The following is a 12,844-nucleotide window of genomic DNA, read 5'->3' on the forward strand; positions in this document are numbered from 1 at the left end:
CGTACCCTTTCGCAGTCTCAGTTTCTCATGCTACGACGCCAGATCATTCACCTTCTTCTCAGTGCCACCGCGAGTCAGGCAGCGGTGGACTACACCACACAGATCAAGCCGCTGCTGCAGCAGCACTGTGTGAAATGCCATGGTGCCAACACCCAGAAGGCTGGGCTCAAGCTGGACACTGCAAATGCTGCGCGCGCTGGTGGCAAGCATGGAACGGCGCTGCCGGATCTGCTCGTGCAGGTCGTGTCCGGCACGCATGCTGAAATACCGCAGATGCCGTACAAGCGAGGTCCGCTGGACTCGGCGCAGATCGCGCTGGTGAAGCAATGGGTGGCTGAAGGGGCAAATGCACCTGCGGATGAGAAGCCCAGCGACGACAGGCACTGGGCCTTCGTAGCGCCCGTGAAGGCACCGCTGCCGCAGGGAGATGCCCAACACCCCATCGATGCCTTCATCCGCGCACGACTTGCGAAGGAAAAACTAGCCCCTTCCCCACAGGCAGCGCCAGCCACGCTCATCCGCCGACTTTACCTGGATCTCATCGGCCTGCCGCCTTCGCCTGCCGAAGTGGCTGCTTTCATTCAGACTCCAGAGGCCAAAAAAGCAGATGTGATCAAAGGCCTGCTGGCCTCCAAACACTATGGCGAACGCTGGGCACGGTGGTGGCTGGACCAGGCGCGCTATGGCGACAGCAACGGTTACAGCATCGACGCTCCGCGCAGCATGTGGCCGTATCGGGATTACGTCGTGAACTCCCTGAACCTGGACAAGCCGTTTGACGAGTTTACGCTGGAGCAGATCGCAGGAGACATGCTGCCCAAGCCCACGCGGGAGCAGCTCATTGCCACCGGCTTTCACCGCAACACGCAGATCAATCAAGAGGGCGGGATCGACAAGGAGCAATTCCGCATCGAGAGCGTGTTTGACCGGGTGGCCACCACCGGCACAGTGTGGCTGGGGCTCACGATTGGCTGCGCACAGTGCCATGATCATAAGTTTGATCCGATCAGCCAGCGGGAGTACTACCAGCTCCTTGCCTTTTTAAACAACCAGGACGAACCCACGATGCCGGTGCCCGATCCGGGGCAGGACCTCGACAAGCTGAAGGCGGAACATGCGAAGTTGCTGAAGCAGATCGATGCACACATCAAAGAACGCATTCCTGTGCTGCAGGAATGGGAGAAGACGCTGGGCGAGCAGTCGCGCAAGCTGGTGGATGCCGAAGCCACCAAGATCCTGGCCAAGCCTTCGGCCAAGCGCAGCACTGCGGACCAGCGTGCGCTTTTCAAAGCCATGACGGGAACCTCTGACAGCGTCTTTAATCCGCTGTATGACCGCCACCTGGAACTGGAGAACATTTTCAAAAATGGCACGACCACACTGGTGATGAAAGAGCTGCCGCAGCCGCGCAAGACGACGCTGTATATCAAAGGAGACTTCACACGCCCTTCTGACGAAGTGCAGCCGGGTGTGCCAGCAGTGCTGCCAGCCCTGCCCTCCGGCACAAAGGCTGACCGCCTGGCTCTAGCACGCTGGCTCATCGATCCGAAAAACCCGCTCACTGCGCGTGTGATCGTGAACCGCGTGTGGCAGCAATACTTTGGCCGCGGGCTGGTGGAGACGGACAACGACTTTGGCACCATGGGCCGCCCGCCGAGCCATCCCGAACTGCTGGACTGGCTGGCAGTGGATTTCATGGAGCACCGCTGGAGCCTGAAGCACCTGCACCAGCTCATTGTGACAAGCGCGACGTATCAACAGAGTTCTTTTGTGGAGGGGAACAAAACCGCTGCACAGACAGATCCCAACAACCACCTGCTATGGCGGCAGAACCGCCTGCGCCTGGATGCGGAGGTGGTGCGGGATGTGTGCCTGGCCACCAGCGGGCTGCTCTCTGCCAAGATGGGCGGGCCGCCGGTGTATCCTCCGATCCCGGATGGAGTGATGTCGCTGGGGCAGGTCAAGCGCGCCTGGCCGCTGAGCAAAGGCAGCGACCGCTACCGCCGGGGACTTTACACCTTCATCTTTCGCGCCACGCCACCACCTGCGCTGAGCGTCTTTGATGCGCCGGATGGATTCAGCACCTGCACACGCCGCATCCGCAGCAACACCCCGCTGCAGGCGCTGACGCTGCTGAATGACAGTGCGTATGTGGAATTTGCGCAAGCCCTGGCGGCACGCCTGATCAAGGAAGCCAAAAGCGACGACGCACGGATCACGCGCGCCTACCAGCTCTGCCTCTCACGCGCGCCGCAGGAGCGAGAGCGCAAGGCCATCGCCCGCCTGCTCGAAAGCGAACGCCAAGCCAAGGCCAGCGAGACCCAGTCATGGCAGGCTGTGGCTCGTGTGATGCTGAATCTGGATGAGACGATCACCAGAGAGTAAACGCAGTGATAGATTTCATATCCCCTCCCAAGCTCGTTCAGCCACAGGATCGCGGCCTTCATCGTATTCGATGTGGTCGATGAGCGTCTCGATTGGTTTGCCAGTCAGGCCGCTGTCGAGAATGCGCTGAGGGAGCACGGCGGAGCGCTCATCCCGCCAGCCGAGTTTGGCGATGAAGCGGTTCCACATATGGCATTCCTCGTCTGTGCGTGTGGTGCCGTGAGAATGCACCCAGGCGAGAATTTCCTCGTCCGTGCCACCTGCCAGTGTGCGCTCCCTGACTTCAGCATACGGCACGCCGAGAAAGCGGCAGCAGCGGCCATCGAGTGTGTAGAACTGCCCGTCTCCGAGCTGCGCGTGATAGTCCTCAGGAAGCTGGCCCTCGGCATGCAGGCGGATCTTGTCGAGCATGCGGCCGAAGTAGATAAAACGGCCGACTTTGGCGTAACAGCTGCGAAGACCTGGGACGTGGGGCATGAAGACACTCATTCTCGGACTTCCCTGCTTTGGCAAGCCGGGAAGCCAATCAGCACCTCATGGTGGCGGGAGCGGCACGTCGTTGATCTTGGGTGGCGCGGGTCTCGGGTTTCCAACTGGAACAGCTACAGAAGGAGGGGGAAGGATGGGATTGGGGGGCAGGCCGCCGGGGGCAGCATTGACATTGCGACGCTGCTGACCACCAGGAGCTTGATTGGGCACTGCGCCCTGCTGGGTGGGGATGACGGCGCGCTGCACGACTTCGGGGGGCTGTGCAGCCGGCTCGGCAAAGCTGACCCATCCGGCCTGGTCGCCTTTCTGAAGCTGGATCTTGGTGCGTTCAACGCTCTCGCCGGGTTTCACGGCACGGATCTTGATGCCCAGTTCGTTTTCGGAACCGATGCGGGCCTCCATGACCTGCGAGGTGGTGCGGTCCACCAACACGGCCACGACACCGCCATCGATCTCGTAGATGCCGGAGAGGCTGAGATTGTCCACAAAGTTTGGACCTGAGGGGGCATCTGGAGATGGCAGGTCCTTGGTGGTGAAGATGGAGCGCTCCCAAAGCGGAGCGAAGTGCTCCAACGCGGGAAAGGGCACGGGATGTTCGTTCTTTTTTTGCGGCTCCTGGGCAGATGCGCACACAGCCATCATTGCCGTCCCGAATGCCAGAAGCTGAAGGTGAAGTGGTTTCATGGCTTAGTGGGCTTTGCTGACCTTGGGCGTGGATTTCTCGCGGTAGAACTGGGTGAACTCGACCTCGGCATTGATGGTTTTGTTGGTGCCGCTGGGATTGATCTGCATGCGGGTGATGCCGATGAAACTGTTGGGCTGCTGGAGTGCATGGAGCCAGGTGAAGAAGGCCCGCTCCTGAACACTGGCCAGGGTGATCTTGACCGTGGCCTTGTCAAAGTAGCCGAGGTTTTCCTCCAGCGGCAAGCCGTCTGGGCCGAGCACGCGAGCTTCTTCGATGAACTCCTTGCCACCGATGGTGAGACTGAGCTTTTCAGCCTCGGCGCTCACCGCTTCGAGCAGTTTGGCCGAAGCCTCCTGACGGCTGGCAAAATTGGGGCAGTGCTCCTCCAGCCAGCCGTACTTGTCCGCCCAGTCCGCGCCTTGGGAGATGGCGAGGTTCATCTCGCCCAGGCGGTCACGCAAGGTGTCGTTCTCCTCACGAATGGCCATGTAATTATTAAAAGCGTACATGAGTCCTCCGCCGCCTACGATGGCGAGGAAAAGGAAGGCGAAGACGCCGAGCAGAATTTTCTCGCTCTTCTTCATTCTGCCGCTCCTCCTTTCAGCTCAAAGGTGGCGCTGTTGTCGCTGGCGATGACGGGAGGCGGGCCGTTGAGTTCGAACGATGCGAGTGCCTCGGTCTCCTTAAGGGCCTGGGTGTACTCCAGCGCGAGAGATGCACTGGGCATGCGCCCGCGAATGTTCATGCGATCAGGAGTCCACTCCCAATGAGTGATGGACGCCTCCTTGGAGGCGGCGGGCTCCATGCAGTGCAGCAGGATCTGCTGCGGCCATGAAGTGGGATCCACCGCAGGCGAGACCTCGCGCCATGCCTTTTTGTGGTCCATGACCTTTGAGGAGCGAGGCGTGAGGTTGGCGACTTTCTCGCGCAGCATGTTGCGCTCCTGAAGGACAAGAGATGTCATCGTGGCCACGACGGCGATGGCTGCGGCGATCAGCGTGCCAGCAGCCAGGGCGATGAAGCGGGTCTTGGCGCGGCCCGTCTGACTCTGACGCTCGGCAATGATGTCCTGCGGCATGAGCTTGCAGGAGCCACGCTCGGGCATGGTGGGGGCGGGCATCTCGCAGCGATAAGCCGTGAGACCAGTGACGCGCTGGATCTGGGCGGTGTCGCCTTCATCGATCCAGAGCACGAGACTTTCCAGCCTGCCCAGCACGCCCTGAAAGCCGAGTTGGAGGCAGATGTTGTTAAGCTCCGCGAGCGCGTTGGTGTCGAGTTTGCTGGCGGAGAGAGGGGTGCAGTAGATGAGCTGGGAGCCGCTGGTGATGGCCACGACGAGGCGGCCGAGTTCGCGAAAAATGGTGAGGCTGTTGTGCACCAGCGGGTAGCACAGGGCGTGCAGCGTGACCTCGTCTGGAAGACGCGCCGTGTCAGAGAGCGGCACAGGCAGGTCTTTGAGCGCCAGGATGCGTGTGAGGTATGCCCCTTCTTTTCCCTGCATCTCACGCACCTGCACGGTGGCCTCGTCATCAGCGGCCTTGATACCCAGGCGCTCCAGATGCAGCAGCGCCATGCTGCGCAGATGCTCCGGCTGGCCTTTGAGCCAGGCGGGCAGCGCCCAGAAATGCATGGCAGGCAGAGCCAGCACGCGACGCGCGGCTTCCTTGCCAAAACGGGCGCCCTCGGCGCTGTGCTCCGCCTGCAGCACGCATGCACCGGCTTCCACACCCATCCAGCTCTGCCAGATGTGTGTGCCAGGAATCAGCAGTTCACAGGTAGGTTTACGTGTTTTTGCCATGAGCGGGGATTTCGCCACGCCAGACGGCCCTGCCGTCCTGCGTGATCAGGATGAGTTTGCGCTGCAGAGGACCCAGGGCTCCGACGCTCTCGATGCGACGGATGGGGCCTGCGAATTGAATCCAATGGGTAAGCTGCTCGACGGTCTGTGGATGAAATACTCCCAAGAGCTGCGCCACCTGCGGGACGCTGCTGAGCCGCACATCGTCCTGGGTATGCTGCACGCCATCGCGTCCAGCGCGCAGAGTCAGCAGCGGGGTGAGGCGCTCCATAGGTACATCTGCCAGCAGGGCGATGAGCTCCGGGCGTGCGTCATTCACATCGACCCGGCCGTCGCCATAAACGGTGAACCACTCGCGCCAGTCCGGGCGCTCGATGTTGACGACGTCCATGCCGCGCACATGCAGCATCTCCTCGACCTCCTTGAAGGGACGATTGAAGGGCATGCCTTCGTATCCCATCTTCTGGTAGTCGCGCTTTTCGGCGCCATTGAGACTCACATGGCTGTCGGCGTCCACCCAGTCTTTGAGGGCGTCGCACAGGGCGGAGACAAATTCGGGTTTGAAGCCCCAGGCGGTGAAGAGGCGACGGAGCAGCACCTTGTCACCGGTTTGAATGAGATGATTGATGTTCAGCCGAGCCTCCTCGGCCACGAGCTTGACGTTGTAGCCGCCGCCATTGTCGGCGCTGAAGTGAAGCAGAGGATCGTCCTCCTTGATGGCCGGATGGCGTGCCACCTCGATGCCCATCTCGGCGTAGCGCTTGGCAAAAATGCGCCCGCGCATCATGCGGGTGAACTGAGAGTCCGCCTGCAGCGATTTGGCTCCGGCAAACATGACCATGCCGAGGATGGCAATCATCCAGAAAACCACGATGAGGGCTGAGCCGCGCTGCGATGATGAATAACGAATAACGAATGCCGAAGGAACGACAAAGCCGCCGCCTGATCCTGTGGATCGGCGTGTCGTGGCTTCGGTCATTGGAAGTTCTATCGTCATTCTTATTTTATCACTGCGGCCCGGCAGGAGCTGCCTGAGGCGTGCTCACCTGGGCGAGGTCATTGGCTATCCAAAAAGTGTATTCGTGCTCACGGGGATCGGCATTGAAGGCAAACTTGAGCTTCATGAAGAGAGGAGGCTGCGGGTTCTTTTTGGGATCCCAGCTGGTGAACCACTTCTTTTCCACCGGCTCATAGAACTGCCATTGCATCTGCTTGAGCCCTTCGAGAACCGGCAGCTCAGCGATGAGGTCATATTCTCCCGGTGTGCGTGCCTTGGGGTTGATCTTGAAATGACGCACCATGAGGCTGAGGTCTTTACTCTCCCGATTGCGCACGACGCCGAACTCGACGGCATCAGCCAGGGACAGCTGGCGCTGCCAGGCGAAGGGCATGTGGCCACCGGCAATGAAGAGATTTCCCGAAGCACCACGGGCCACCTTCTCCAGGCCTGCAGAGATCTGCACGCCAGGATCCATGGTTTCAAAATAGTCGCGCCACTGGGTGACGAAATTGCTGATACGCGTCTCCGCCACACGGGCGGTGCTCATGGATTTGCCAAGCTGCAGCGCGGCATTGGCCACGCCATAGACGGCGCTCAGAATGAACCCGATGAGCGCCATGGCCATGATGACCTCGATCAGCGTGAACGCGGCCTTAGATGGGACTGCGGGGCGAATACACATAGGTTTCCATGCTGCGTTTCATGCGCCGCGTGCGCCCGTCTTGGATCCATGCTTCGGCGCGGATGCGAAACATGTGGTCGAGCTCGACCTTGTCTTTGGTGATGAGTTTGACCTTTTCGATCGTGGCGCTGGCGTCGATGTGGTCAGCCGTGGGATGGAAGGAGATGCTGGCCGCCTTGAACTCGGGCTGATGCGCCACCTCGGCCAGCACGGATTCCAGCACGCGCAGCACCTGCGCCTCCTGGCGCGCGGAGGTGGACGCTTTGGCGATCTCCTCGATGGCGCGAGTCATGCTGACGGCCACGAGCGAGAACAGCGCAAGTGCGAGGATGATTTCGAACAGGGCGAAACCATGCGCAGCGGAGGATGTGCGAGTGTGTTTCATCCGTTGACCTGAATGGATTTGCGCCGGGCGCAGGCGGTGAGAGGATCGAAGCCGATCTCGATCTGCCCTGCGGGTCCGCTGATGCGGACTTCAATAGGCTCACAGATGCCGGTAGGACTGAACTCCCAGGCCTCGCCACGGCGGGGTTTGCGGAAGGCGGATTCGCCATAGCGACGCACCAGCAGCATGCCGCCAAACTCATCCCCTGCCCCAAAAGCACCGCTGGTAAGATCCATGCGCACAGTCTGCTGGCTGTTGAGCGCCTGCATCAAATTCTGGCGAGCCGTGGTTTCAATGACGGCGGCTGCGCGGCGCAACTGGTCCTCCGCACGCACGCCCGAGATGCTGACAGCAGCAATGCCGATGATCAGCAGCGTGAGCGCCATGGCAACGATGATCTCAAGCAGAGTGAAACCCGCAGGATGCGAACGACCAAAGCCGCGCTGAAGATTCAGCACGGCTGGTGTCGGATTCGCAATGTTTCTGACCTTGGTCATTCGGGTGTCATCATCTGGCATTCATCAGTTGTCCCAGCTGCCGATGTCGTCGGCATTGTCAGCGACGCCGTCCGGTCCGGCGGAATAGACATCGAAACCGGTCTTGTCTTTGACGCCGGGACGGCGGTAGTGATAGGCATTGCCCCAGGGATCGATGGGCAGCTTTTTGAGCTTGGGGCTCCAGCTCTGGGGAGCTGGGCGGCTGGTGGGTTTTTCCACGAGTGCGGAGAGGCCCTGGTCGGTGGTGGGCAGCACCATGTTGTCCACTTCATAGGCACGCAGCGCTGAGGTGATAGTGCTGATGTTTCCCTTGGCGGTGGTTTTCTTGCCGCCTTCAAGCACGCCGCCATAGTTGACGATGGCAGCGCCCACCAGGAGCGCCACGATGGCGAGCACGAGGATCATCTCGACGAGGGTGAAACCGGAAGCCGGATTGCGAGGCTGGAGCTGAGTGTATTTCATGAGGTGGTGTGGATGAAAGGCAGCGGCTATTTGTTGATGCTGGAAATGGTCTGGAAGATGGTGGTCATCATGAGGTAGGCCATGGTGCCCACCATGCCGGCCATGAGGCAAACGATGACGGGTTGGATGAGCGCGGCGAGGGTGTCGATCTTTTTGCCCAACTCGCGGTCAAAGCGCTCTGCGGCACGGGACAAAGCACCGGACATGTCTCCGGTTTGCTCACCCACATTCACCATGTCGATGAGAAGAGGCGGAAACTGGCCGCTGCGATCCAGTGCACGGGAGAGGGCCACACCTTCGGCCACATGACGCATGACGCCTTCAAACTCGCGGCGCAGGTGGGGATTGTCAGTGGCTTCGTGGGTCAGCTGCATGGCCTGCACCATGGTCAGGCCATTGCCGAGGAGGTTGGCCATTGTCTCCAGAAACTGCACGTAAAAGCGGGCGCGAAAGATGCTGCCGAACAGCGGGAGGCGGAGCTTGAACCGAGCCCACGGAATGGCGGACTCTGGACGAGAGATCCAGGCCTTGACGAGAATAAACGCAGCCGTGCCACCTAGCAGGACCATCCACCAATAGCTTTTAAAGGCATCGCTGAACCTGAGGATGATCTGCGCAGCCATGGGCAGCGAGCCGCCGGTGGAGTCGAGCATCTCGGTGAGCTTGGGAATGAGATACACGACAAACAGCAGCGTCACCGCCACGGCAGCGACGATGAGGAAGGCCGGATACATCAGCGCGGAGAGCACCTTGGACTTCAGCGCCTGCAGGGAGCGCATGTACTGAGCCTGACGTTTCAGGACAATGCTGAGCGATCCGCTGGCCTCCCCTGCTGAAACTAGGGCGCAGAAAAGCCTGCCAAAGCTGGGGCTAGTGGCAGCGATGGCTTTGGAGAAAGCCATGCCATCACGCACCTTGCCACGCAGCACGGTGGCGAGAGTCTTGATGCCGGAGAGTTCACGACGACGCTCCATGGTGGCCAGAGCGGGCTCCAGCTGGATGCCTGCACCGACGAGGTCGGCCAGCTCCTCAATGAAGAGCACGACCTGCGGCAGCTTCAGTTTGATCGGGCCGGAGATCGTCTCCGGGACCGACGCTGCCGTCTGCCTGGCTTTGGCAGAGCTGCCAGCGGCAGTCTTCATTTCTCCTGCAGCCTCCAGCTTGAAGGGCTGGATCTTTTTCTTTCCTAGCAGAGCAAAGGCCTCGCTGCGATCAGACGCGCTCAGCTCCCCGGTGATGACACCGGAAGGGCCTTGGGCGCTGTAAACGAAGGTGGGCATGGCTTAGGCTGCGAGGCGGGCTGGAATCAGAGGCACGGTTGAAGACTGCGGTGTGTGATTGCGGTCAGTGGCAGCGGTGACGCTGAGGACCTCCTCGATGGTGGTCTCTCCGCTGAGCACTTTCTGAAAGCCGTAGCCGCGCATAGGAATGTAGCCATCCTTCACCGCCTGCTTGAGAAACTCTGCGGGATGAGCGCGGCTGTTGATGAGGTGCTGGAGCGCATGTGTTACGAGGCACACCTCGTAGATGGAAAGGCGGCCCTGAAATCCACTGCCACGACAGGCCTCGCAGCCCACACCGCGCATGATCTGGCCTTTGAGGTGCGAAGGGAAGCCGATGGATTTGAGATAGTCCGCCTCCACCTCTGCTGGGGCCTTGCAAGAGGGGCAGAGCTTACGCACCAGGCGCTGGGCAAAGAAGGCACGCACCGCGCTGGAGACGAGGAAGGGCTCCACCCCCATGTCAATGAGACGGGTGATGCCGCCAATGGCGTCATTGGTGTGCAGCGTGCTGAAAACAAGGTGACCGGTGAGGGCTGCGCGCACGGCGATCTCGGTGGTCTCCAGGTCGCGCATTTCCCCGATCATGACCACGTTGGGGTCTCCACGCAGGATGCTGCGCAAGCCGGTGCTGAAGGTGAGGCCGATCTCCGGTTTGACCGCGATCTGCACGATGCCTGGCATCTTGTACTCCACCGGGTCTTCGATGGTGACGATGCGACGGTGGGTCTGGTTCAGCTCGGTGAGGAAGGCGTAGAGCGTGGTCGATTTACCACTGCCTGTGGGGCCTGTGATGAGGACAATGCCATTGGGCAGCTTGAGCAGTTCATCCACCACAGGACGGATGTTATCCGTGAGTCCGAGGCGATTCACTGTGACCTGCTGCTGGGCCAGCAGACGCAGGCTGACGCTCTCGCCTTCCACAGACGGGATGGTGGCCACGCGGACGTCGATGGCCATGCCGTCGAGTTCGAGATTGATGCGCCCATCCTGCGGCAGGCGTTTTTCCGCGATGTCGAGACGTGCCATTATCTTGAGGCGAGCGATCACGGAGGCTTGAAGAGACTTGATGTTTTCCGGTACTGGCAGCTCTTCCAGGCGGCCGTCGATACGGTAGCGGATGCGCAGGTGATTCTGCTGCGGCTCCACGTGAATGTCCGTGGCGCGCTGCTCCAGACCACGGCGGATGATTTGATTCACAAAACGGACCACCGAGGCCTCCTCGTCCTCGGGTTCATCCAGCACGGTGACTTCATCGCGCAGATCTTCCGCACCCCAGTCGGCACGACCACGCAGGATCTTCTCAAAGGTATCTGCACCGAGACCGTAGAGTTTTTGCAAACCTTCCACGATGCGGGTGCGCAGCCCCACGTGCCAGACAACGGGCATGGTCAGACTGGCGGCCACGCGCTGATGCGCCACTAGGCTGAGCGGATCAAAGGTGGCGATGTGCAACGTGCGCCCCGCTTCTGTTCCATCATCGCTCTTCGTTTCTTCGGTAAAGATGGGCAGCAGGCGGTGGCGAAGGGCTATCTCTGCTGGCAGCAGGCGACGCAGCCCCTGCTCTGCTGGCTGCTCTTCCTCCTTAGGCTCCCACCATGGCAGGCTCAGAGTCTTGGCCAGTGCGGAAAGGAAATCGCGCTCGCGCACACCTTCACAATCCAGCACGGCATCCACAAAAGACGTTTGATTGAAGCATGCCTCCTCCACCGCCTGCCGCACGGCAGGAAGATCGGCACAACCCGAGTCTTTCAGGATCTGATCGATGAGTGGAAGCATGTGTCTAGCTGGCTAAATCCAGCCTTATAATACCATATATTTATGGTTTTTTATAGAAATGGCAAGTTTTTAATACCCCCAAACCATTTATATCCCCTGAAAGTCAATATTTGACCGCTAACCTAGACCTCCAAATGAGGGTAATATCAGGCTCCAAGAGCTTGCTGACAAAAAGAGTGATGGGGTAACCTAATGAGCCTTATTGAGGCATTCAGCTCGGCCAGAAGAATACCGGTATGGAGCACCACACCGAAGACCAGCAAGAGCCCCAGTCTTCGGTTGGAAAAACATGCGCCCCAGGGAGCACCTGGGACTGCATGCAACATGCCTATTTTGCTGTTCCCTGTGCCCCAAGAATCTGCGCCACCATCGAGTCCAGAGTGCCGTTTTTGATGGCGATCACCCCTTTGGGGTCGATGAGGTAGAGAGTCGGGAAGTTGCGCAGATTGTAGAGAGTGGTGTTGGGACCGCTGCTGGTGTTGTCGAGGATGTTGCGGAAGCCCACCTTGTAATCAGCCAGCGCTTTTTTGGCCTCGGTCTCGATGTCGGTGTTCACCCCGATGACCACGCCGTTCTTGTCTTTGAGCTGCTCGGCCGCCTGATTCATCAGCGGCAGAGTACCGTGGCAGGCGTGGCACCAGCCACCCCAGAAGATGACGATGACGTATTTGCCGCGGTAGTCGCTGAGCTTGAAGTTGACACCGTCGGCGTCCTTGCCCTCGATTTCCGGAGCCTCGCAGCCGGGCTGCAGGTTGGTCATTTCAAAGAACATCTTGGCGGCGAAGTCCGAGAGCTTGAAGCCCTGGATGGTCACGTCCGCATAGTCGGCATAGAGCTTCTGGAAGCACTCCAGCGCTTTGGGCTTGGAGGCCTCGGCGGAAGCGCGATCAGCGGAGGCGTCGAAGTTTTTGAAATGAATGGCACCGAGGGCATAGAGTGCGGAGGCGCGCTCATCACGGTTCTTGTTCTTGTCGATGACGGCCTGCAGCACCGGTTCAGCGGGGAGGCCGTGATATTCGAGCTGCTTCACCGCCTCGGCGATGCCGGGCTTGTCCACAAAGGTGCTGCCGAGCATCTTCAGCGCCTCCTGGCCTTCCGGAAAGCCCGCCGCCCCTGTGACCAGCCAGTTTACGCCTTTGACGACATCGGGCTGGTCCAGATTGGCCTGCACCAGCTTCATCATCTTGGTGGCATAGGGACCGGCGCTGGGAATGCTGGCGCGGTATTTGTTCTTCTCCTCTTCAGTGGCTGCGGCGATGAGTTTCTGCGTGTTGGCGCGCACGGAGTTTTCGTATTCATCGATGATGGCGCGGATTTCGGTGGCCAGAGGTGAGGCTGGGGCCTGGGCCAGAACGGAAACAACGGACAGCAGGAGGATGAGGAGGGATTTCATGGGAAATCA

General features: G+C 60.1%; 13 protein-coding genes. 1 reads left to right on the forward strand and 12 read right to left on the reverse strand.

What is annotated here, in order from left to right:
• The first annotated feature begins 27 nt into the window (after positions 1-27).
• Positions 28-2,385, forward strand: coding sequence for a PSD1 and planctomycete cytochrome C domain-containing protein (locus HNQ65_RS13900; protein WP_184340149.1), 2,358 nt, complete (start codon positions 28-30; stop codon positions 2,383-2,385).
• Positions 2,386-2,400: 15 nt separating this feature from the next.
• On the opposite strand, the gene HNQ65_RS13905 is transcribed toward HNQ65_RS13900, so the two are convergent.
• The 12 genes from HNQ65_RS13905 to HNQ65_RS13960 form a co-directional block, all read right to left on the reverse strand.
• A complete protein-coding gene (locus HNQ65_RS13905) occupies positions 2,401-2,862 on the reverse strand; it encodes a DUF5069 domain-containing protein (protein WP_184340150.1) in 462 nt (153 codons plus the stop codon).
• Positions 2,863-2,919: 57 nt separating this feature from the next.
• Entirely contained in the window at positions 2,920-3,558 is a 639-nt protein-coding gene (locus HNQ65_RS13910) for a hypothetical protein (protein WP_184340151.1), read from the reverse strand.
• 3 nt (positions 3,559-3,561) lie between these two features.
• A complete protein-coding gene (locus HNQ65_RS13915) occupies positions 3,562-4,143 on the reverse strand; it encodes a hypothetical protein (protein WP_184340152.1) in 582 nt (193 codons plus the stop codon).
• The gene (locus tag HNQ65_RS13920; RefSeq protein ID WP_184340153.1) at positions 4,140-5,357 is read right to left on the reverse strand and encodes a hypothetical protein; all 1,218 of its coding nucleotides are present in this window, start codon (positions 5,355-5,357) and stop codon (positions 4,140-4,142) included. The genes HNQ65_RS13915 and HNQ65_RS13920 overlap by 4 nt, the downstream gene beginning before the upstream one ends.
• A complete protein-coding gene (locus HNQ65_RS13925; RefSeq protein WP_184340154.1) occupies positions 5,341-6,336 on the reverse strand; it encodes a type II secretion system minor pseudopilin in 996 nt (331 codons plus the stop codon). Before HNQ65_RS13925 ends, HNQ65_RS13920 begins: the two co-directional genes overlap by 17 nt.
• 28 nt (positions 6,337-6,364) lie before the next feature.
• Complete coding sequence (locus HNQ65_RS13930) at positions 6,365-7,039, reverse strand: prepilin-type N-terminal cleavage/methylation domain-containing protein (RefSeq protein WP_184340155.1); 675 nt, start codon at positions 7,037-7,039, stop codon at positions 6,365-6,367.
• A complete protein-coding gene (locus HNQ65_RS13935; RefSeq protein WP_184340156.1) occupies positions 7,011-7,424 on the reverse strand; it encodes a PulJ/GspJ family protein in 414 nt (137 codons plus the stop codon). Before HNQ65_RS13935 ends, HNQ65_RS13930 begins: the two co-directional genes overlap by 29 nt.
• On the reverse strand, positions 7,421-7,921 hold the full coding sequence (locus HNQ65_RS13940) for a pilus assembly FimT family protein (protein WP_184340157.1): 501 nt from the start codon (positions 7,919-7,921) through the stop codon (positions 7,421-7,423). Before HNQ65_RS13940 ends, HNQ65_RS13935 begins: the two co-directional genes overlap by 4 nt.
• 24 nt (positions 7,922-7,945) lie before the next feature.
• On the reverse strand, positions 7,946-8,383 hold the full coding sequence (gene gspG / locus HNQ65_RS13945) for a type II secretion system major pseudopilin GspG (protein ID WP_184340158.1): 438 nt from the start codon (positions 8,381-8,383) through the stop codon (positions 7,946-7,948).
• 26 nt (positions 8,384-8,409) lie between these two features.
• Entirely contained in the window at positions 8,410-9,663 is a 1,254-nt protein-coding gene (locus tag HNQ65_RS13950; RefSeq protein ID WP_184340159.1) for a type II secretion system F family protein, read from the reverse strand.
• 3 nt (positions 9,664-9,666) lie between these two features.
• Positions 9,667-11,442, reverse strand: a complete 1,776-nt coding sequence (locus tag HNQ65_RS13955; RefSeq protein WP_184340160.1) for a GspE/PulE family protein — start codon at positions 11,440-11,442, stop codon at positions 9,667-9,669.
• Positions 11,443-11,770: 328 nt separating this feature from the next.
• On the reverse strand, positions 11,771-12,835 hold the full coding sequence (locus HNQ65_RS13960) for a peroxiredoxin family protein (RefSeq protein ID WP_184340161.1): 1,065 nt from the start codon (positions 12,833-12,835) through the stop codon (positions 11,771-11,773).
• Positions 12,836-12,844: the final 9 nt, after the last annotated feature.

The organism is Prosthecobacter vanneervenii (genome assembly GCF_014203095.1).
Lineage (GTDB): Bacteria > Verrucomicrobiota > Verrucomicrobiia > Verrucomicrobiales > Verrucomicrobiaceae > Prosthecobacter > Prosthecobacter vanneervenii.